A 19,238-nucleotide genomic window follows, 5' to 3' on the forward strand; every position below is an offset into this window, starting at 1 on the left:
TGCGCGCTCCTCAATTGGCGGCTTGCGTCATCTCGGTCAGGGCGGCCACCGCCTCGACGGCGTTCAGGCGGGCCTGGGCGCGATCCGACCAGACGGCCATGGCCTTCCCTGCTTCGGGCGACAGGCTTTGCAGTTCGGTCATGGTGCCCGCCAGATCGTCCTGGCGCAGCTTGTCCTCGGCCCGGCTAAGGATCGCGTCGGTGCTGTTGCCTTCCTGCGGGGTGAGTGATCTGCTGGCGACCTGCGCCCCGACAAAGGCATTCAAACGCCCCAATGCGCTTTCGTTCGAGCCTGCCTTGATATCCGCGCGGATCGCAGCATGGGCGGCATCGCCGAACCCGGCGCGAAGTTCCGGCATCGTGGCCACGCCCCCTGCCGCCATCGGTGCCAGCTCAGCCACAAGCGGGCTGTCAAGCCGTTCGGCCAGTTGATCAAGCGGCTCCTGATAAGGCAGACCCTTGGAAACAGCCGTACTAAGCTGGATCACCACGGTGCGGATTGTCGCCTGGTTCAAGTCGTCTGCCGCTTTTTCGCGCACATTGGTCAATTCGGTTTCGGTTTCCGAAATGCGGCGTTCGGCATTCGCAGCAACCTCGTCCAGACGCTGGGCGATCTCTCCGTTACGCTCGGTCAGACCCTTGATTTCCGAGCGCAGCCCATCAACCATCGCAGCAAACTTGCTGATCTGGGCAACGGCATCCTCGGACAGGCCATCCGCCGACTCGGCCAGGGTTCCAAGGCTTTCAAGCTGGCCGGAGATCCCCTCAAGCCGGCTTTCCACGGCTTCCAGTCGTTTCGGAAGATCGGCACGGTTAAACGCCTCAGCCTGATCGGACAACTCGTTTATCCGCTTGCGCAGGGCTTCAATCGCCTCGGCAGAGCCCGCATCCTGCACCGGTATCTCGGTGATCAGTTCAACAACACGGTCTTCGTCCAGTGTTGACGGTTTGGCGGCGATCTGCGCCTCAAGGTCCTGACGCAGAGTGGCCAGATCGTCAGCGGACACGCCCGCGCCCGGCATCAGCCAGGCCCGCGTCGACTCCATCCCTGCGGGCAGATGCGGCGCGATTTTCGGCCCGGCCCACAGCGCGATAACACCTCCGGCCAGCAAAACACCAAGACCCGTCAAAATTTTCGCCGAAAGCGGAGTGCCGACCTCGTCGTGGTCGTCATATTCATCCTCGTCATGGGCAAGATCGGCCTGCACTTCTTCGACCGGCTGCGCAGGGGCGACACCAGAGCTCAGCAGCGAAGAACTGGCCAGCGCCTCGTCGAGGCTTACTTCGTTCTCCGCTGGTGCGGTTTTTGCCGTCTCGTCCTGATCCGCCATCGGTGTTCCTGTCCAACGGGCGCAATGCCCTGCCCCCCGAGAATCCCTATTCCAGTTTATGTTAGTGCTGCGCGGCCCCGGCTACAAGGATGCCGCACCGCAACATGGTCAAAACCTTCTGGATTTTGCACCTGAGTGCCGCAGGCTATAGCAAATGCAACATGCCGTTCTGATCCAGGCTTTGGGCAATCAGACAAGTGGCAAAGCCCGGTGGCAGGGCCGCAGCAATTGCGCTGCTCAGGCAATAGCACCGCAAACCGGTTGGCGCGCGGGCAATCTGGTCGGCGAACAGACGCGCAGAGCGGGGGGAAAACAGGGTGATATCCACGATCTCGCCGTTTTCGATCCGATCCAGGATGTCAGCCTCTATCGGTGTCGCCTGCTGCCGATAAACCACCAGCTGCTGCGCCGTAACGCCGCTCTGGGCCAGTTCCGTCGGCAGATCGCGGGTCACATGCTCTCCGCAAAGATGCAGCAGCGGACCGTCGACCCGCTCCAACGCCCGCACCAGTCCAGAGGCGTCAGGGGCCAGCATCTGTGCATCAAACCCGGCCTTCTGCGCCGCCTCCGCCGTGGCAGGGCCGGCGCAATAGGCGCGTATCCCCGCACCCCGACATTGGTCCGCTATCACCCGAACAGCATTGGCCGAGGTAAACACCACCGCGCGGATGCCCGTCAGATCCACCACTGCAACGGTCGGAACCACCGTCATCACCGGGCTGATCACAGGCTGCCAACGGTTGGGACGCGCGGTTTTCAAAGCCTCGGCAAAGGCTTTGGCCTGCGCTTCGGGACGCGTGATAAGCAAGGGACGGGATTGCACGCTCATCTGCCCGGTGTTACCTGCGACATACCTTCTTGGCAAACCGGAACCGATACGATGCGCCCCTGCCTTGGCATAGAAAGCAGCTGTGACGAGACCGCTGCGGCAATTGTGCTGCCGGACCGGACGATCCGGTCGTCGGTGATTTACGATCAGATCACGCTGCATCAGGGCTTTGGCGGTGTAGTTCCCGAGATTGCCGCGCGCGCCCATGCGGAGCGTGTTGATATCTGTGTGAAGTCGGCTTTGGATCAGGCTGCGGTTGCGCTCAGCGATATTGATCTGATCGCTGTTACAGCCGGTCCGGGCCTGATCGGCGGCGTTCTGGCAGGCGTGATGTGCGCCAAGGGCCTGTCGGCGGCGACCGGCATTCCGATGCTGGGCGTGAACCATCTGGCAGGTCATGCGCTGACACCCCGGCTGACCGACAATGTCGCCTATCCCTATCTTATGCTGCTGGTCTCTGGCGGGCATTGCCAGTTTCTGGCGGTGCTTGGCCCGACAGAGTTTCGTCGCCTTGGCGGCACCATTGATGACGCGCCCGGCGAGGCGTTTGACAAGACCGCCCGCCTTCTGGGCCTGGGCTTTCTTGGCGGACCCGCAGTGGAAAAGATGGCCGAAACTGGCGATCCGGCACGATTTGCCTTCCCCAGACCTTTGCTGGACCGGACCGGCTGCGATCTGAGCTTTTCAGGCCTGAAGACAGCACTGCGCCGTGCCGTGGATGTCTTGGTCAGCGATCAGGGCGGTCTGACGCCGCAGGATCAGGCAGATTTATGTGCCGGTTTTCAAGCGGCGGTCTCTGATGTGCTGGCGGAGAAGACCCGCCGGGCCTGCGCCGCATTCAGTCGAATGACTGACACGACCAACCCCACGCTGGCCGTCGCTGGCGGGGTTGCCGCAAACCACAGCCTGCGACAAGCCTTGCAAGGGGTCGCGGCTGAGGCTGGTTTTGCCTGCGCCGCGCCGCCGCTGGCCCTGTGTACGGACAATGCCGCGATGATCGCCTGGGCAGGTATCGAACAGGCTGCCGCAGGACAAACCAGCGACCTAAGCCTTTCGGCTCGCCCGCGCTGGCCGCTGGACCAGACGTCCGCGCCGATGATCGGATCGGGCCGCAAGGGGGCCAAGGCATGAGACCTATTGCCGTTCTGGGCGCCGGGGCCTTCGGGACCGCCCTTGCCATTGCCTTTGCCTCCACCGGGCGGCCCGTATTGCTATGGGCGCGCGATGCCACGCAGGTCGCTGCGATGCGGGCTGAAAGGCAGAATAGCCGCTATCTTGCTCATATTCGCTTTCCCAAGGCCCTGAAGCCCATTGATGATCTGCACAAACTACCGATGGATGCGTTGCAAGTACTGGCAGTACCCGCCCAACAAACCGGTGCCTTCATCGAACAATGGGATCAGATACTACCCGATGCCCCGCTGGTGTTGACTGGCAAAGGTATTGATCAGGCAAGCGCAGCACTGCAATCTCAGGTGGCCGCCAACATAGCGCCCGCCCGGCGGTTGGCAGTTCTGTCGGGACCCGGCTTTGCCGCCGAGATTGCCCAGGGCCTTCCCACCGCGCTTAGCCTGGGATGTGCCGACCCGGTTCTTGGCGCGCAATTGCAGGACCGGCTGCACACGCCGGTGTTGCGGCTATACCGGACCACCGATATCATTGGCGTGCAACTGGGCGGCGCATTGAAGAACGTTGTGGCATTGGCCTGCGGCATGTGCGATGGGGCCGGGCTGGGGGATAGCGCGCGCGCTGCCCTTATGACACGGGGTTTTGCCGAGATTGCCCGGCTGGGCAAAGCGCTCGGCGCGGAAGCTGAAACGTTGACCGGCCTCTCTGGCCTGGGCGATCTGGCCCTAACCTGCGCCTCGGACCACAGCCGCAACTTTGCCGCCGGGCGCGATCTGGGCCGCATCGGGCGCGTCACACTCGGGACCACCATCGAGGGTATGGCGACCGCGCATGCTGTTCTTGGCCTAGCCGCAAACCATGAAATCGAGATGCCCATTGCTGAGGCCGTGACCCATGTGCTTGACGGCACCCTGTCCATAAGCGAGGTCATGACCCGGCTTCTGTCGCGTCCACAACGTGCGGAAACATAACAACAGGAAGGCAAAAAACATGCGTTATTGGCTGTTCAAATCCGAACCGAATACCTGGAGCTGGGACGATCAGGTCGCCAAAGGCAAAGCAGGCGAGGAATGGGACGGCGTGCGCAACTATCAGGCCCGCAACAACATGCGCGAGATGCAGATCGGCGATCTGGGCTTCTTTTACCATTCGGTGAACGAGAAATGCATCGTTGGTATTGTCGAGGTCTGCGCAGAAGCCCATCCCGACAGCACCACCGATGACCTGCGCTGGGAATGTGTTGACATTCGCGCGGTCGAAACGATGCCCAATCCTGTGACGCTGGAGATGTGCAAGGCCGAGCCGAAGCTGAAAGACATGGTCCTGGTGAATAACTCCCGCCTGTCTGTACAGCCGGTGACCAAGGCCGAATGGACCCATATCCGCAAACTTGGCGGCCTCACCTGAAGCTTGATCTGCAACCGAAGCCCTCCATACTGCGCAGGGGCCAACGCAAGAGGATGAAATGGGAATTTTTGCAATTCTGGTCGCCGCGGCCGCTGGCTTTGCCTTTGGTGCGGTCTGGTACATGACACTCGCTAAACCTGGGTGACGGCAACAGGGATCGACGTGGACGACAATGGACGACCCAAGGACGCCTCCCCGCCGCCGTTTCTGATTGCCGGTATCTGCATGATCCTCGTCGCTGGTATGATGCGACATATCTTTACGATGGCCGCTATCGATGGAATTGGTCAGGGCGCAGTCGCAGGTCTCCGCGTTGGACTTTTCTTCATCACGCCATGGGTTGCTATGAACTACGCTTATGCCAAGCGACCGCGCAACCTGACGCCCGGCACCGCCCAATCAAAATGCGCCGCCTGACGGCGGCAAGACAGTCAGTGGCCTTCGGCCCGAGCCTGCCGGCGGCGGATATTTGCAGAACAGTGAAGATGGGGATGGCACCAGCCCTTCATTGTTCTAAAAATATCCCCGCCGGAGGCATGGCCTTGGTCCGGCGCGTGGTATCAGCTCAATTTCCGAACATCTGTCAGACGTCCGGTAATCGCTGCGGCTGCTGCCATCGCCGGGCTTAGCAGATGGGTGCGTCCGCCGCGGCCCTGGCGGCCCTCGAAGTTGCGGTTTGAGGTTGCGGCACAGCGCTCGCCCGGGGACAGTTGATCGGGGTTCATCGCCAGGCACATGGAGCAGCCCGCCAAACGCCATTCGAAACCGGCCTTTTTCAGAATGTCTGCAATGCCTTCTTCTTCGGCCTGTGCGCGCACCAGGCCGGACCCCGGTACGACCATGGCTCTGAGACCATCCTTGACCTTGCGGCCTTTCATCACCTGGGCCACTTCGCGTAGGTCCTCAATCCGGCCATTGGTGCAGGAGCCTATGAACACGGTGTCAATCTCTACATCCTGCAGGCGCTGGCCGGGGGTCAGGCCCATATAGTCGAGTGAACGGCGGGCAGCTTCGATCTTGCCGCCTTCGAAGTCTTCGGGGTTGGGGACAACGCCGGTGATTGGCAGAACATCCTCGGGGCTGGTGCCCCAGGTGACGACGGGCACGATATCCGCCGCCTCCAGGATCAGTTCCTTGTCGTAATGCGCTCCGGGATCAGAGGTCAGCATCTTCCAATGGGCGAGCGCCAATTCCCAGTTGCCGCCTTTCGGCGCCTGCGGGCGGCCTTTGACATAGTCGAACGTCTTCTGATCCGGGGCGACAAGTCCGGCCCTTGCGCCCCCCTCAATCGCCATGTTGCAGACGGTCATGCGACCTTCCATCGACAGCTCTTCGATGGCCTGACCGCAATACTCGATCACATGGCCGGTGCCACCGGCGGTGCCGGTCTCGCCGATGATTGTCAGGGTGATGTCCTTGGCGGTCACACCCGGAGGCAGAGAGCCGCGCACCTCTACCTTCATGTTCTTGGATTTCTTCTGGATCAGGGTCTGGGTGGCCAGAACATGCTCCACCTCGGACGTCCCGATGCCATGCGCAAGTGCGCCAAAGGCCCCATGGGTTGCGGTGTGGCTATCGCCGCAGACGATGGTCATGCCGGGCTGGGTCCAGCCCTGTTCCGGACCAATGATATGCACGATGCCCTGACGGATATCGTTGACGTCATACATTTCGATGCCGAAATCCTTGGCGTTCTGGCGCAGGGCCTCGACCTGAATGCGGCTTTCCTCGTTCTCGATGCCCTTTTCACGATCCAGCGTTGTCGGCACGTTGTGATCCGGCACAGCAATGGTTTTTTCGGGCGCACGCACAGAGCGGCCCGCCATGCTCAACCCCTCGAACGCCTGGGGGGAAGTTACCTCGTGGACCAGATGGCGGTCGATATAAAGCAGGCAGGTGCCATCGGGTTGTTCGTCGACAACATGGGCATCCCAGATTTTATCATAAAGGGTTTTCGGCTCGGACATGGCTGATCTCGCTGGTAAATGGGTTTCGATTGAGGGCGGCGCGCTTCAGCGCAGCCGACAGCTCACGGCTCGGCCATGGAATCGCCATGGCAGGCGCGCGTGATCATCCAACTCAATCGCCCGTATCATAGGACTGACATACTCCTAGACGCAGGCGCGGGCAAGTCGCGCGGCTTTGCTTTTGGGAATTTTACAAACGCTAAGCTATTTCTGAGGTTTATGACCAAGCACCAAGTTCAACGCTTCAAATAAAGCTGGGCCCATTCAATACCCGAAATCTTAAACTCATTTCCTACGAGGTCCAATTCTTCCTCCGCATCACCCAGCAACGTCCAACCATATCCAAATGATTGGGCGACCAACACTCCGGCCAAGAACGCTTCCGGCCACTGAGATTCTGGCAACGTCTTATGCAGATACGCTTGGGTTCCGCCTTTGTGGTAGGCTTCTAGATCGGGCGTGCTGGCATCAATAATCTTATTTAGCCTTGAGACAACTCTCAGTGCCTTTCTTTCATCTTCGGTTTCGAGGACCAGAGAAATTGACAGGTTCACTTTTCCCAACCTAATTTAAGTGTATGAAATCAATATACGGGTTTGCTCGAAAGCAGAACGGAGCGTCCATCAGCTTTCGACCCGGTCGGTAATGGCCTCTAGATCAGGCCGCGCGCGCTCGGCTGGTGTGACCTGCTCTGTACCGATCACCATATAGCCTGCCACGGTTTCGTGGTCGGCCAGCGCCAGCCCGTCCCGCAGAAAATCCCGGTCGAAGGCCATGATGCCGGTCAGCCAGTTCGCTCCCCAGCCAGCGGCCAACGCAGCGTTCAGCAAGCCCAGGCAAACGCCCCCAACGCTAAGCACCTGCTCAACCTCGGGCACCTTCTCACTGTCTTTCGGGGACAGAACCACCGCGACGATCTGCGGGGCGTTGGCGAACATATTGGCGGTTTTCTTAACCCGGTCATCGGCCAGACCCAAGGCGCGGGCGCGGGCGGCCCCCAGCTGTGACAGGCGGTGCAGGGCGGCGCCTTCCAGGACGATGAACCGCCAGGGCACCAGCATGCCATGATCGGGACACCGGGCAGCTGCCTGCAGCAAGGGTTGAAGTGCCGCGCGATCCGGGGCCGGGCCGGTCAGCGTCTTGGCCGGGCGGAAGCGGCGGGTCAGCAGGAAATCCAGAACTTCAGGGCGCGGATCGGGCATGGCAGCCTCCTTTTATCAGGCCGCCAGAGAAGGCGCGGCGTAAGGTGAAATGTCAACTGCTCTTGACCCCGCCTGCCTGTGGACTGAAAACTCCCCTCAAAACAGAGGATAGGGTGATGCAAGCACTTCTGGTGATCGACGTTCAGAATGATTTCTGCCCCGGCGGTGCGCTGGCCGTAGCGGGTGGCGATGCCGTGGTGCCGGTGATCAATGACATGATGACCGGGTTCGACACCGTGCTTTATACACAGGACTGGCACCCGGCGGATCATTCCTCTTTCGCGGCCAATCATGAGGGGGCAGAGCCGTTTTCGATAATCGACATGCCCTATGGCTCGCAGGTTCTGTGGCCGGTGCATTGTGTGCAAGGGACGGATGGGGCGGCCTTTCATCCTGATCTGGACCTGCGCGGCGACCTGATTATCCGCAAAGGGTTTCGGGCGGCGATCGACAGCTACTCCGCCTTTTTTGAAAACGATCACAAGACCCCGACCGGGCTGGCCGGATATCTGCGCGACCGAGGTATTACCGATCTGACTCTTGCGGGTCTGGCAACTGATTTTTGCGTCGCCTATTCTGCGATTGATGCCGCAAAGCTGGGGTTCACCGTAACCGTCGCTGATGCCGCCTGTCGGGCCATCGACCTTGACGGATCACTTGCCGCAGCCCGCAGCAACATGACCGATGCGGGGGTCCGTTTAGCATGATCAACATCGCCCAACGCGTTCAAGACCACACGTGGAAGATCGACCCGATTGTCCGGTCACTGCTGGATACGGATTTCTACAAGCTACTGATGGCGCAGATGGTCGAGAAGCGGCATAAGGATGTCAGCGTCACATTCTCGCTGATCAACCGGTCCAAGCATGTGCCTTTGGCTGACCTGATTGATGAGGGGGAATTGCGCGAGCAACTTGACCATATCCGCACCCTGCGCCTGTCGCGAGGCGAGGTGACCTGGCTGCGCGGCAACACATTTTACGGCATCCAGCGGATGTTCTCGCCCGCCTTTATCGACTGGTTCGAAAGCTTCCGCATGCCCGCTTATCATCTGGAACGGGTTGGCGATCAGTATGAGCTGACCTTCGAAGGGCCGTGGCCCGATGTGATGATGTGGGAGGTTCCGGCGCTGGCGGTGCTGATGGAACTGCGCTCCCGCGCTGTTTTGCGACATATGGGCAAGCTGGATTTGCAGGTGCTGTATGCCCGGGCGATGACCCGGGTTTGGGAAAAGATACAGGCCCTTGATACGTTGCCCGATCTGCGTATCGCAGATTTTGGCACAAGGCGGCGGCATTCCTTCCTGTGGCAGGATTGGTGCGCTCAGGCGATGATCGAGGGGTTGGGGAACAAGTTCCTTGGGACGTCCAACTGCCTGATCGCGCTGCGCCGCGAGGTAGAGGCGATCGGGACCAATGCGCATGAACTGCCCATGGTCTATGCCGCGCTGGCCGGGGATGATGCGGGGCTGGCCGAAAGCCCTTACAAAGTGCTGGAGAACTGGCATCAGGATTACGACGGCAATTTGCGGGTGATGCTGCCCGACACCTATGGGACCAAGACGTTTCTGGACCGCGCGCCCGATTGGCTGAGCAGTTGGACCGGCATTCGTATCGACAGTGGTGACCCGGTCACGGGGGCGGAAACTGCGATCAACTGGTGGAAATCCAAGGGCGAGGACCCGCGCGAAAAGCTGGTGATTTTCTCGGACGGGCTGGATGTGGAGGAAATCCAGCGGCTTTACGGTCTGTTCCATGGCCGGGTGAAGATGGGCTTTGGCTGGGGCACATTGCTGACCAATGATTTCCGCGGGCTGACGGATAATGACGCGCTTGCACCGTTCTCTCTGGTCTGCAAGGCGGTCTCGGCGAACGGCCATTCCACGGTCAAACTGTCGGATAATGCTGCGAAGGCGATGGGGCCGACGGATCAGGTGGCGCGGTACAAACGGGTGTTTGATCTGTCTGATCAGACCGAGGATCAGCCCATCGTTTGAGTCCGGTTAGGCAGAGAAGGCGTGGCATCAAACGGCGTCAGCCCAGCAAGTGTCCTCGATTCTGTGCATGTGCGGAGCAAAGGCCGAAGGCCGCCGCACATCGCCGAGCCGTCCCGTCGGCACGGCGATTGGGTTGGTCCTGGCGCACCGGATGGCTGGTGCGCGCCAGTGGTGGGATAAAGTGAGTTGATCAAAGGGCGGATCGCTGCGCCACGGCTCGACGCTGTGCTGCTCAACCTCTTGTTCCACCCAACTGAACTTTCCCTAACGTCAAATCGACAGATTTATGCGATACTGTTGGAACAGCGGAAAGGGACAGCAATGGTGGCACGGCTTCTGACACTGATCTTCGGTCTAGCGCTGCTGGGCGCAGCCCCGGCAAGGGCAGAGTTTGGCGACTGCATGAACCGCGACTACCTAAGCGCTTTCGGCTCATCTGAGGCGAGGTCAGCGCCGCTCGGCCCGATTCAGGACATCACCTGCGTGGTCGAATTCGAATACGAGTTTCCAACCCCCACCGGCCTGCGCCGGGTGCGCGGCATCCGCGACATCAACGCGGACTGGGCCTTCCGCCCCGGCTCTCTGGGCGAGGTCGAACACGGAGCGCGGCGGACAACCGAGACGATGCAGACACTCGGTGGCGGCTGGGCCATTGACGACATCACCATCCTGATCCTCGACAACACCTACGAGCCTGCAGAACTGGACGCCGAGCACGAGGGCACCATTGGCGCAATAACCGCACCTACGCGTGACTGGGATCACGGCAAGGAATGCCTGGTGACCACCTATATGCTGGGTCGCGGCGGTGAGGTGGATGTTGTTGCCGCTGTTCTGGCGCATGAGCTTTTCCACTGCCTTCAGGTTGCCAGCCTGTCGGCAGGGCAGGTCGCAACGATGGCGGGCGGCGGTGCATGGTGGGCCGAAGGCTCGGCAGAGTATTTCAGCGCCCTGGCCGTTCCAACAAGCCCCTTCCCCGCCATGCGGACCGGAGCCTTTGACGAAGCGGTCGGGGCGGAAACACCTTTTCACAATATGTCCTATGAAATGGCCGTTTTCTTCTATTGGTTTCACGGTCAGGATGGGCCGACCGGGCTGATGCCGTTCCTGCGCGGCATGGCCAGCAGCAATGGCACGACGGCCCAACGCGCTGCCATGCGCGGGGCCCTGAGCGATGACAAGTGGCTGATGTTTACTCAGGATTATGCTGATCGCGCGATTACGGCACCTGGCGGGTCGGCCCTGCCATTTGCCGACAATGACGGCGACGAGATTTCATTCACCGGCAACAGGACAGAACGCTTCACGCTGTCGCCCTTTGTCATCTGGCGCGGCTGGGTCACCTATGACTGCGGGATGTGGGAAAACAAACTGCGCCCTGACAATGCCAATATCGGTGGGCGTCTGGAACGCGAACGCGAGTGGTCCTCATATCCTGAGGAAGTCGACAGTGAGGAAGCCCCCGAAATCCGCGTCCGCTATGCGGCGCTCAACACCGGCGACAATGACCAGGCTGTGCGCCTGAAGGTGGAGCGGAAACGGTCTTGTGAGCCCTGCGCCGGGGCCAAGGAACTGGATGCCTGTGTCGTTGGCACCTGGGAAATGACCGGGGGCGGGCCGATTGAATGGATGAAGCGGCAGGGGATCAATATCCCGGCCTCAAACCCCGGCACGCGGATCATGCACCTGGCGGATGACGGCACCTATTACACCAACCCTTTCGGAACCAGCATTACGGTTCAGGCAGGGGATGAGGTTAGCTATGGCGAAGGCTCTGCCCTGCCTGCTGCGGGCCGCTGGTCCATCGCTGATGGCAAGTTGGCCATCTGTCAGGACAGCGGCGGCGTGCAGGGGACCGTGACGGTCCAAGGCAGAACCATGCCGGTGGGCCAGCCCGGCGGCGGGACACTGATCCACAGCTATTCCTGCGGGCGCACCAGCATGAGCGCGACACACAACGCCGCCGGAAGTCCGATGGAAACCACCTATACCCGCCTGTCCCCGCCACCTGAAGAGGACTGATCACTTGCCTGCCTGCGCTGAACCACTTAGCAAGGGGTGGACCAGCGCAGGAGAGGGCCATGCTGACCGTTTTTCTTGACCTTGATGGCACGCTGATCGACCCGAAAGAGGGGATTACCCTGTCCATTCAGCACGCCTTGCGCGAAATCGAGGCGGAGGTGCCGACCCAGAACGAACTGACCTGGTGCATCGGCCCGCCGCTGCCGCACTCTTTCGCGGCAATACTTGGCGATGGTGCGGACATTGATGCCGCCATGGCGCATTACCGCGAACGCTATGTCGAAGAGGGCGTTTATGAAGCAGATATTTATGACGGCATTGGCGAGATGTTCGAGACATTCCACGATGCCGGGGCCGAAATGTTCGTCGCCACCTCCAAGCCGCATGTCTATGCGCAGACCATCCTCGATCATTTCGGCATTTCGGCGCATGTGAACGGCCTTTTCGGCTCGGAACTCGACGGTACGCGCGCCGACAAAACCGACTTGCTGGCGCATGCATTGGCCGAAACCGGTATTGATCCGGCCCGGGCCATCATGCTGGGCGACCGCAAATTCGACATCTTTGGCGCAAAGAATAACGATATCCCCTGTATCGGCGCGCTTTGGGGCTATGCCGAGGATGAGGAATTGCACATGGCCGAAGCCGATGCGCTGGCCGGTGATCCCGAAGAGGTGCCCGAGATTGCCTTTGATCTGCTTGGTTTGAGCGACTGACAGGCGGCACCGTGATCAAGGCCCCTTACGCTGCCCCTACCTCTCTGCTAAGACCACATCATGACCGATCCCGTTGACCTGACCGCCCGCCTGATCCGCTGCCCTTCCGTCACGCCCGACGAAGGCGGCGCACTTATCCTGCTGCAAGAGATGCTGACCGATGCCGGTTTCAAATGCACCTGGATTGAGCGGGGCGGCGTGTCCAACCTGTTCGCCAAATGGGGCGAGGCAGGCAATGGCAAGGTCTTTGGTTTCAATGGTCATACAGATGTCGTGCCGACCGGCCCGGTGGAGGATTGGACCTCGGACCCATTCACACCGGAAATCCGCAATGGCCGGATGTATGGCCGCGGCGCGGTTGATATGAAATCCGGCGTCGCTGCCTTTGTCGCCGCCGCCATCGACTTTGTCACCGAAACCCCGCCCGATGGCGCGGTGGTGGTCACGGTGACCGGTGATGAAGAAGGCACCTCCACCGATGGGACGATAGCCATCCTCGATTGGATGGCCGAAAATGGCGAGCGGATGGATGTCTGCATCGTGGGTGAGCCGACCTGCGTTGAGACCATGGGCGATATGATCAAGATTGGCCGGCGCGGGGCGCTGACGCTGTATCTGACAACCACCGGGAAACAGGGCCACGCGGCCTATCCCCACCGCGCCAACAACCCGGTGCACGCGCTGGTGCGCCTGTTGGACCGTCTGGCCTCGGCCGAACTGGATCAGGGGACGGAGCATTTCGATCCCTCGACCCTTGCCGTGACCACAGTTGATGTGGGCAACCCTGCGTCAAACGTCATCCCGGCAGCCGCGAAAGCCACCCTGAACATCCGCTTCAACGATACCCATTCGGGTCAAAGCCTGATCGAATGGGCACAGACACAGGCCGATATCGTGGCAAAGGACACCGGGGTGCACTTCGCCCTGACCCACCACCTGTCCGGCGAGGCCTTCCTGACCCCGCCCGGCCCGCTGTCCGATCTGGTAAGCACCGCCATCCAGTCCGAACTCGGCACCACCCCGACCCTGTCCACCACCGGCGGCACCTCCGACGCCCGCTTCATCAAGTCCCACTGCCCGGTGGTCGAGGTCGGTCTGGTCGGCAAAACCATGCATCAGGTGGATGAGTATGTGGAGGTGGAGGAGATTGGGGCGTTAAAGCGGGTCTATGGGAGGTTATTGCGAGACTTCTTCGCGCGGAGCGCCCGCTGACACCAAAGCTCTGGGTCAAGTCGCAGAATACTTTCATAGTCAGGGTGTGCTTGAACGCAGCTTTCACTAGGGCCTGTTAACACTTAATCATCTTCACGATGAGGGTGACGTTCAGAAAGGCGCGGTACATGACATCAAGCTTTTCGAATCTTGAGAAGATACGTCGGAAGCCTTTCAGCCTTCGGAACAGGCGTTCGACTTCGTTGCGCCTCTTGTAGAGGGTGCGGTCGTAGGCGCTGACCTTCCAAGGCCCATGCGACCTCGAAGGTCAGGCTTTGCACTGCCACCCATGCTTTCAGCGCGTCCCGGTAACGGGCAAAGCCCGGCTTGTCGGGTTTGCAGGCGAGGGATGAGACTAAATGCGCGATATCACCATTCAGAAGCTGATCGGAGATGGCCTCGGCCTCATCGCGCGTTTTGCACTTGATCAGTTCCAGTTGTGGCGGACGGAATTTGCAGGCCGCCATCTGGGTCATCCAGTTCTGTAGCGTCGAGGAAAAGCGGCCATCCGTGCTGCCGTCCGCCAGATCGGTGCAGTCCATCACCGCAACCCGCTTGTGCGACCATCCGTACGACAGGATCATACCATCAAGGGCCAAAGGGCCCGAAGCTGTGTGTGGACGCCTCCCATCGCGACGACGACCACTCACGTAGGACGCGCTCCGCCTGTTCAGGGGGGTCAGGCGGCGCGCGCTTTCCCATTTGAGGCGCTTCGCATAGGGTCATGAAAAGAACCAGAGGGACTGGCATGGATTATACCGAGTTCACCAAAGCATTTGGCGCATTTTTTGCAATAATGAATCCCTTTGTAAATTTACCAATATTTCTTGCAATGACAGCAGGCTTCACGGTCGCCCAACAACGCAGACTGGCGCTGAAGATCACGATATTTTCGGCGATCATGTGTGCGGTAATCTTGTTCGCGGGGCAAGAAATCATTGGCTTCTTCGGCATTACGGTTGATCAGTTTCGGATCGCTGGTGGCGTCGTGTTGGCTCATATCGCGTGGTCAATGCTGAACGGAAACAGCATCACTTCGCACCACGGGACCGAGAAGGAAAACGATCATATGCAAGATCTGTCCGGTCTTGCGTTTTACCCGATTACGTTTCCGATGATCGTTGGACCGGGAACAATCGCCGCGCTGATCATCTATGCAGGGCATGCCAAAGGAATGACCGGACTGATCGCTGTCGGAGGTGTCGTAGGCGTCATTCTAGCGATGCTGTTTGTTGTGCTGTTTTTCGCTTCCTTCTTTGGCAAGGTTCTAAGCGACACCATGCGCGTGATCATGACACGGCTGATGGGCATGATCTTATTGGCAATTGCAGTCGAGATGATCGTTGCGGGGACAACGGCTGTTCTGCCGGGACTGGCATAAGGGGACGAAGATGAGACTGTTCAATCCAGACAACCATACCAAATCCGAGGACCACAAACGGCTCTACGCCATGTGCGAAATGGCCTACACGGTGGTCGACTTCTCAGCGGCCGCACTTTTCGTCATCGGAAGTTTCTTGTTCTTTAATGAAAGCACGACCTATTTCGGAACGTGGCTGTTCATTGTGGGATCAGTGCTGTTCGGCTTGCGCCCGACGATCAAGCTTTATCGCGAGATAGGGTATCTGAGGCTTGGCGACTACGATGACATCGCCAAAGGATGAAAGGTGCGGGTCGCAAGTTACAACATACGCAAAGCTATTGGACTGGACTGGCGGCGCGACCCGCACCGGATCGTCGATGTGCTGGGCGAAATAGATGCAGACATCGTGGTTCTTCAGGAAGCAGACAAGCGGATTGGTTCACGTAAAGGTGTTCTACCGCTGGATCGTCTGGAGGCGGAGCTTGAGCTTACTTTATCTGACGTATCACTCCGCCCTCTCAGTCATGGTTGGCATGGAAATGCGATCCTCTTGAAATCGCGTTTCAGAGACTACACGTCCAGCCGCATCGATTTACCAACAACAGAGCCACGCGGAGCGGTCTCTGTCCTTTTGCATGATCCAGAACTGGAAATCATCGGCGTTCATCTTGGATTGACCCCCGGGATGCGCCGCAAACAGATGCAGGCGTTGAAAGACGTGCTGAATAATCAGAAACACCCCGTCTTATTGGCAGGCGATTTTAACGAATGGAACGCGAAGCGTATAGCGTTTGAAGCACCGACGACAGTCGTCTGTCCAGGTTTCAGTTTTCATGCAGCACGCCCCACATCCGCGCTCGATCTTTTTGTCCTGAGCTCTGGTCTGCATGCGGTCTCAAGTCATGTACATCATTCCGAACTTTCAAAACGTTCATCAGATCACTTGCCGGTGGTGATTGACATCGCATTCACGGAGACAGCTCAATGACGACATTCCTACTTATACTTCATCTGCTGATCGTCACCGGCTTCACCATCCGCATCCTGCTAAGAGATGATCTTTCACCGCCCGCACGGCTTGCATGGTTCATTGTTCTGATGGTCCTGCCCTATGTCGGCAGCATCATTTACTTCCTGTTTGGAGAAATTGATCTTGGAAACAGGGCGAACAAGCGCCACACAGAAATCTTCAGTCAAATTCGCGCTTCAGCCGCACATCTTATGGGGAATGCAGGCGACACGAATCGTCTGATCGATCCCCGCTACCGACCTGCCTTTCGATATGCGGGATCAATCAATGGGTTTCATCCGGTCGATGGCAACAAGGCGGAATTGATGGTGGATGCCGCAGCCACCAATGCGCGTCTGATCGCAGATATCGATGCCGCTCAAAGCCAAGTGCACGTGCTATATTACATTTGGCTGGATGACCGAACCGGCATTGAAGTTGCACACGCCCTGATCCGCGCCGCAGGACGCGGAGTGACATGCAGGGCGATAGCCGATGGCCTTGGATCGCGTGCCCTGATCAAATCACCATTGTGGCAGGAAATGAAAGACGCCGGGGTTCATATGGCTGTTGCCTTGCCTTTGAATAGTCCCATTCGCACCTTGCTGACCAGCCGAATTGACCTACGAAACCACCGCAAAATCACTGTCATCGACAGCAAGGTTACCTATTGCGGAAGCCGCAATTCTGCTGATCCCGAATTCCTTGTTAAGGCCAAGTATGCTCCATGGGTCGACATCATGTTGCGATTTGAGGGACCTGTTGTCGCGCAAAACGAACTTCTCTTTCTCAGCGATTGGATGCAGGCAACGGACGAAAACCTTGACGGATTCGAACTAAAGTCAGCGACAATCCCGGACGGGTTCCCGGCGCAAGTCATGGGCGATGGCCCGACCGAGCGAAAGGGGGCGACGCCGCAACTCTTCGCAACTCTCATCGCATGCGCGCAGGATACCCTGACACTTTCAACACCCTATTTTGTGCCGGATGCGACTGTATTGGAAGCGCTTTGCTCTGCGGCACATCGCGGCGTCACCGTAACCTTGATCTTTCCCAAGGTGAACGACAGCTGGATCGTGGCCGCCGCTAGCCGCAGCTATTATCGAAAACTCTTGTCGGCGGGTTGCGAGATACACGAATTCAAAGGTGGCCTTCTGCACGCTAAAACGTTGACGATAGATGGTGAAGTAGCCCTGATCGGATCATCCAACCTCGACTTGCGCAGCTTCGATTTGAACTATGAAAACAACATCCTTCTGCAAGATACCGGCGTGACTTCAGACGTTCGAAACAGGCAGGGAGATTACATCGCGCAGTCCGAGCCCGTGATGCTGGAGCAAGTCATCACCTGGCCGCGTCACCGACGCATTTGGAACAACGTCATAGCCACGATCGGCCCGGTTCTTTGAAAGGGTAGCCCTCATGACAACGCTTGATATGACAATGGTTGCAGTGCTGGTGATCGCCTTTGGCATTCTGGTCAGCGGACCCGTGCGAAACAACAATGGGTGGTCGGCGACGGTCACGCCACTCGCTTCAGTTATTGGCAGTGGCTTTCTTGTGTCAGTCCCTCTGTTGGCGAGTGCAATCGGCATCTGGGCGGTTGCAGCTGTTGTTGGTCTGACCTTCTTGGCTTTCTTGATCGGCGGGGCCATTCGCTACAACATCGCAAATGGCGAACCCATCTTTGACACCGCCGAGGCGGGTCATCCTATCAAGTTGATTGAGACACTTTCGCATCTGGTCCTAATCGGGGCCTACTTCATTTCGGTTGCCTACTACCTAGTCCTGTTGTCCGCGTTTGGCCTAAAGTTGGTCGGTTGGAACGATCCCTTTCTGGGAAAAGCCGTCGCAACGGCAATGATTTCAGCCATTTGTTTCATCGGCGCAACCAAAGGACTGAAAGGCGTTGAGCGAGCAGAAAAGTTCACCGTCAGTGCGAACCTCGCGGCGATCGCAGCATTGTTGGTATCTCTCATCATCTTTGGGTTCACCTTGTCCGAGCCATACAGCTGGTCCGCAGCGGCGCAGGAAAACCACAGTTTTGATTGGGATACCTTACGGTTTCTCATGGGACTCTTGATCATCGTACAAGGGTTCGAAACCACGCGCTTCATGGGGCAAATGTATAGCGGCAAGGTTCGGATTTCTGCGATGAAACGCGCGCAGATCACTTCTTCTCTGGTCTATGTGGGGTTTTTCATCTTGATGATCCCGTTGTTCCCCTACTTCACCTCGACAGCAGATGTCGCGGGATTCATTGATGTGATTGGGCGCGTCACGCCGTGGCTGCCCTATGTCGTCACTGCAGGTGCGATCGCCAGCCAATTCAGTGCCTCTGTTGCGGACTCGATTGGAGCAAGCGGGCTGGTAAGCACAACAACCCGTGGGCACATTTCGCCAAAACACGCCTATGTGGTGATCGGAGCCGTGGCAATCTGCGTGATCTGGGCGACTGATGTGGTGTCCATTGTGACGCTTGCGTCGCGGGCCTTTGCTCTTTTCTACGCCTTGCAATGCGTGGTGGCCGTTCTTGTTGCGCGACACAATGGGGATCGGGGACAAGAGAAGTGGTTTGGCTTCTTGGCACTCATCGCCTTTGCTATTGCGGTGTTGGGCATACCGGCGAGTGGCTAACCTCAAGAACGTTTAAAGTTCGGTACAGGGGTCAGTTGCGGATAGGGGCGGAATCCTGCGTTAAGGGGTTTTCGAGGTAATTTTGGGCCATCTGTACTCGCCCGTGATCAAAATGTGCGCCCATCCGAGCGGAGAGACGTGTGAGAGCAGGTCTTCTGGGTCGTAAATTCCAGCGTTTCTTCGTTTGACTATGATCTGACCGAGCTGTCTCGTGTTCCAGTAGATGATGACCGCAGCCAAAAGATTGAGACCGGCCAAGCGGTCATTTTGGGCACGGCTGGAACGGTCGCGGATTTCGCCTGGTTCTGTCGCAAATTTTTCAGTTCGCTGTTGATTTTCGTTTCTGTTATGCCCTCTGCAAAAAAAAGGCAGGCGAAATGGCTATCAATTTCAAAGGGGCGCATTACCCTAAAAGCGTGA

The 19,238-nt window shown here is 58.7% G+C and carries 20 protein-coding genes and 2 pseudogenes; 14 read left to right on the forward strand and 8 right to left on the reverse strand.

The window, feature by feature from the left end; translation table 11 throughout:
- Positions 1-10: 10 nt before the first annotated feature.
- On the reverse strand, positions 11-1,330 hold the full coding sequence (locus ACW9UQ_RS01485) for a COG4223 family protein (protein ID WP_458929219.1): 1,320 nt from the start codon (positions 1,328-1,330) through the stop codon (positions 11-13).
- A 145-nt stretch (positions 1,331-1,475) separates the two neighbouring features.
- The gene (locus tag ACW9UQ_RS01490; RefSeq protein ID WP_458929220.1) at positions 1,476-2,159 is read right to left on the reverse strand and encodes a uroporphyrinogen-III synthase; all 684 of its coding nucleotides are present in this window, start codon (positions 2,157-2,159) and stop codon (positions 1,476-1,478) included.
- A 51-nt stretch (positions 2,160-2,210) separates the two neighbouring features.
- Between ACW9UQ_RS01490 and tsaD the strand changes: the two genes are divergently transcribed.
- From tsaD to ACW9UQ_RS01510, 4 genes are all read left to right on the forward strand, one after another.
- Positions 2,211-3,290, forward strand: coding sequence for a tRNA (adenosine(37)-N6)-threonylcarbamoyltransferase complex transferase subunit TsaD (gene tsaD, locus ACW9UQ_RS01495; protein ID WP_458929221.1), 1,080 nt, complete (start codon positions 2,211-2,213; stop codon positions 3,288-3,290).
- A complete protein-coding gene (locus tag ACW9UQ_RS01500; RefSeq protein WP_458929222.1) occupies positions 3,287-4,258 on the forward strand; it encodes an NAD(P)H-dependent glycerol-3-phosphate dehydrogenase in 972 nt (323 codons plus the stop codon). Before tsaD ends, ACW9UQ_RS01500 begins: the two co-directional genes overlap by 4 nt.
- A gap of 19 nt (positions 4,259-4,277) precedes the next feature.
- Positions 4,278-4,694: an EVE domain-containing protein gene (locus ACW9UQ_RS01505; protein ID WP_458929223.1), complete on the forward strand. Its 417-nt coding sequence runs from the start codon at positions 4,278-4,280 to the stop codon at positions 4,692-4,694.
- A gap of 162 nt (positions 4,695-4,856) precedes the next feature.
- Positions 4,857-5,111 (forward strand): DUF1761 domain-containing protein, encoded by a 255-nt coding sequence (locus ACW9UQ_RS01510; RefSeq protein WP_458929224.1) that lies wholly within the window; start codon positions 4,857-4,859, stop codon positions 5,109-5,111.
- A 143-nt stretch (positions 5,112-5,254) separates the two neighbouring features.
- On the opposite strand, the gene leuC is transcribed toward ACW9UQ_RS01510, so the two are convergent.
- From leuC to ACW9UQ_RS01525, 3 genes are all read right to left on the reverse strand, one after another.
- Entirely contained in the window at positions 5,255-6,661 is a 1,407-nt protein-coding gene (leuC, locus tag ACW9UQ_RS01515) for a 3-isopropylmalate dehydratase large subunit (RefSeq protein WP_458929225.1), read from the reverse strand.
- A gap of 236 nt (positions 6,662-6,897) precedes the next feature.
- On the reverse strand, positions 6,898-7,215 hold the full coding sequence (locus ACW9UQ_RS01520) for an anticodon-binding domain-containing protein (RefSeq protein ID WP_458929226.1): 318 nt from the start codon (positions 7,213-7,215) through the stop codon (positions 6,898-6,900).
- 69 nt (positions 7,216-7,284) lie between these two features.
- Positions 7,285-7,863, reverse strand: a complete 579-nt coding sequence (locus tag ACW9UQ_RS01525) for a nitroreductase family protein (protein ID WP_458929227.1) — start codon at positions 7,861-7,863, stop codon at positions 7,285-7,287.
- A gap of 116 nt (positions 7,864-7,979) precedes the next feature.
- On the opposite strand from ACW9UQ_RS01525, the gene pncA reads away from it, so the two are divergent.
- The 5 genes from pncA to dapE all read left to right on the forward strand — a co-directional run bounded on the left by pncA (position 7,980) and on the right by dapE (position 13,809).
- The gene (gene pncA / locus ACW9UQ_RS01530) at positions 7,980-8,570 is read left to right on the forward strand and encodes a bifunctional nicotinamidase/pyrazinamidase (protein WP_458929228.1); all 591 of its coding nucleotides are present in this window, start codon (positions 7,980-7,982) and stop codon (positions 8,568-8,570) included.
- Positions 8,567-9,859: a nicotinate phosphoribosyltransferase gene (pncB, locus tag ACW9UQ_RS01535; RefSeq protein WP_458929229.1), complete on the forward strand. Its 1,293-nt coding sequence runs from the start codon at positions 8,567-8,569 to the stop codon at positions 9,857-9,859. Before pncA ends, pncB begins: the two co-directional genes overlap by 4 nt.
- A 321-nt stretch (positions 9,860-10,180) precedes the next feature.
- Positions 10,181-11,881: a hypothetical protein gene (locus ACW9UQ_RS01540; RefSeq protein WP_458929230.1), complete on the forward strand. Its 1,701-nt coding sequence runs from the start codon at positions 10,181-10,183 to the stop codon at positions 11,879-11,881.
- Between the two features lie 59 nt (positions 11,882-11,940).
- Positions 11,941-12,597, forward strand: a complete 657-nt coding sequence (locus ACW9UQ_RS01545; RefSeq protein ID WP_458929231.1) for an HAD hydrolase-like protein — start codon at positions 11,941-11,943, stop codon at positions 12,595-12,597.
- 60 nt (positions 12,598-12,657) lie between these two features.
- Positions 12,658-13,809 carry a succinyl-diaminopimelate desuccinylase gene (gene dapE / locus ACW9UQ_RS01550; RefSeq protein WP_458929232.1) on the forward strand — a complete coding sequence of 384 codons (1,152 nt, stop codon included), beginning with the start codon at positions 12,658-12,660 and terminating at the stop codon, positions 13,807-13,809.
- 76 nt (positions 13,810-13,885) lie between these two features.
- Here the strand turns inward: dapE and ACW9UQ_RS01555 are convergent.
- Positions 13,886-14,059, reverse strand: a pseudogene (locus ACW9UQ_RS01555) (IS5-like element ISCARN85 family transposase); the annotation flags it as partial.
- Positions 14,060-14,557: 498 nt separating this feature from the next.
- Here ACW9UQ_RS01555 and ACW9UQ_RS01560 point away from each other — a divergent pair.
- Genes ACW9UQ_RS01560 through ACW9UQ_RS01580 form a run of 5 tightly spaced genes read left to right on the forward strand, consistent with a single transcriptional unit; the run spans position 14,558 to position 18,818 of the window.
- Positions 14,558-15,190: a MarC family protein gene (locus tag ACW9UQ_RS01560; protein WP_458929233.1), complete on the forward strand. Its 633-nt coding sequence runs from the start codon at positions 14,558-14,560 to the stop codon at positions 15,188-15,190.
- Between the two features lie 10 nt (positions 15,191-15,200).
- The gene (locus ACW9UQ_RS01565) at positions 15,201-15,473 is read left to right on the forward strand and encodes a YrhK family protein (RefSeq protein WP_458929234.1); all 273 of its coding nucleotides are present in this window, start codon (positions 15,201-15,203) and stop codon (positions 15,471-15,473) included.
- Between the two features lie 3 nt (positions 15,474-15,476).
- A complete protein-coding gene (locus ACW9UQ_RS01570; RefSeq protein WP_458929235.1) occupies positions 15,477-16,160 on the forward strand; it encodes an endonuclease/exonuclease/phosphatase family protein in 684 nt (227 codons plus the stop codon).
- Positions 16,157-17,590, forward strand: coding sequence for a cardiolipin synthase (gene cls, locus ACW9UQ_RS01575; RefSeq protein ID WP_458929236.1), 1,434 nt, complete (start codon positions 16,157-16,159; stop codon positions 17,588-17,590). Before ACW9UQ_RS01570 ends, cls begins: the two co-directional genes overlap by 4 nt.
- A gap of 13 nt (positions 17,591-17,603) precedes the next feature.
- Positions 17,604-18,818: a hypothetical protein gene (locus tag ACW9UQ_RS01580; RefSeq protein ID WP_458929237.1), complete on the forward strand. Its 1,215-nt coding sequence runs from the start codon at positions 17,604-17,606 to the stop codon at positions 18,816-18,818.
- A gap of 60 nt (positions 18,819-18,878) precedes the next feature.
- On the opposite strand, the pseudogene ACW9UQ_RS01585 reads toward ACW9UQ_RS01580, so the two are convergent.
- Together ACW9UQ_RS01585 and ACW9UQ_RS01590 are read right to left on the reverse strand one after the other, a co-directional pair.
- Positions 18,879-19,118, reverse strand: a pseudogene (locus ACW9UQ_RS01585) (Tn3 family transposase); the annotation flags it as partial.
- Positions 19,007-19,238, reverse strand: a 232-nt coding sequence (locus tag ACW9UQ_RS01590; RefSeq protein ID WP_458929238.1) for a hypothetical protein, incomplete at its 5' end; no start/stop codon positions are given. The pseudogene ACW9UQ_RS01585 and the gene ACW9UQ_RS01590, both read right to left, overlap by 112 nt.

The organism is Halovulum sp. GXIMD14793 (assembly GCF_054457435.1).

Excerpts from the sequence above, each read along its gene's own strand:
- ACW9UQ_RS01485 (WP_458929219.1), bottom strand. The coding sequence starts at position 1,330 with ATGGCGGATCAGGACGAGACGGCAAAAACCGCACCAGCGGAGAACGAA.
- ACW9UQ_RS01490 (WP_458929220.1), bottom strand. The coding sequence starts at position 2,159 with ATGAGCGTGCAATCCCGTCCCTTGCTTATCACGCGTCCCGAAGCGCAG.
- tsaD (WP_458929221.1), top strand. The coding sequence starts at position 2,211 with ATGCGCCCCTGCCTTGGCATAGAAAGCAGCTGTGACGAGACCGCTGCG.
- ACW9UQ_RS01500 (WP_458929222.1), top strand. The coding sequence starts at position 3,287 with ATGAGACCTATTGCCGTTCTGGGCGCCGGGGCCTTCGGGACCGCCCTT.
- ACW9UQ_RS01505 (WP_458929223.1), top strand. The coding sequence starts at position 4,278 with ATGCGTTATTGGCTGTTCAAATCCGAACCGAATACCTGGAGCTGGGAC.
- leuC (WP_458929225.1), bottom strand. The coding sequence starts at position 6,661 with ATGTCCGAGCCGAAAACCCTTTATGATAAAATCTGGGATGCCCATGTT.
- ACW9UQ_RS01525 (WP_458929227.1), bottom strand. The coding sequence starts at position 7,863 with ATGCCCGATCCGCGCCCTGAAGTTCTGGATTTCCTGCTGACCCGCCGC.
- pncA (WP_458929228.1), top strand. The coding sequence starts at position 7,980 with ATGCAAGCACTTCTGGTGATCGACGTTCAGAATGATTTCTGCCCCGGC.
- pncB (WP_458929229.1), top strand. The coding sequence starts at position 8,567 with ATGATCAACATCGCCCAACGCGTTCAAGACCACACGTGGAAGATCGAC.
- ACW9UQ_RS01540 (WP_458929230.1), top strand. The coding sequence starts at position 10,181 with ATGGTGGCACGGCTTCTGACACTGATCTTCGGTCTAGCGCTGCTGGGC.
- ACW9UQ_RS01545 (WP_458929231.1), top strand. The coding sequence starts at position 11,941 with ATGCTGACCGTTTTTCTTGACCTTGATGGCACGCTGATCGACCCGAAA.
- dapE (WP_458929232.1), top strand. The coding sequence starts at position 12,658 with ATGACCGATCCCGTTGACCTGACCGCCCGCCTGATCCGCTGCCCTTCC.
- ACW9UQ_RS01560 (WP_458929233.1), top strand. The coding sequence starts at position 14,558 with ATGGATTATACCGAGTTCACCAAAGCATTTGGCGCATTTTTTGCAATA.
- ACW9UQ_RS01565 (WP_458929234.1), top strand. The coding sequence starts at position 15,201 with ATGAGACTGTTCAATCCAGACAACCATACCAAATCCGAGGACCACAAA.
- cls (WP_458929236.1), top strand. The coding sequence starts at position 16,157 with ATGACGACATTCCTACTTATACTTCATCTGCTGATCGTCACCGGCTTC.
- ACW9UQ_RS01580 (WP_458929237.1), top strand. The coding sequence starts at position 17,604 with ATGACAACGCTTGATATGACAATGGTTGCAGTGCTGGTGATCGCCTTT.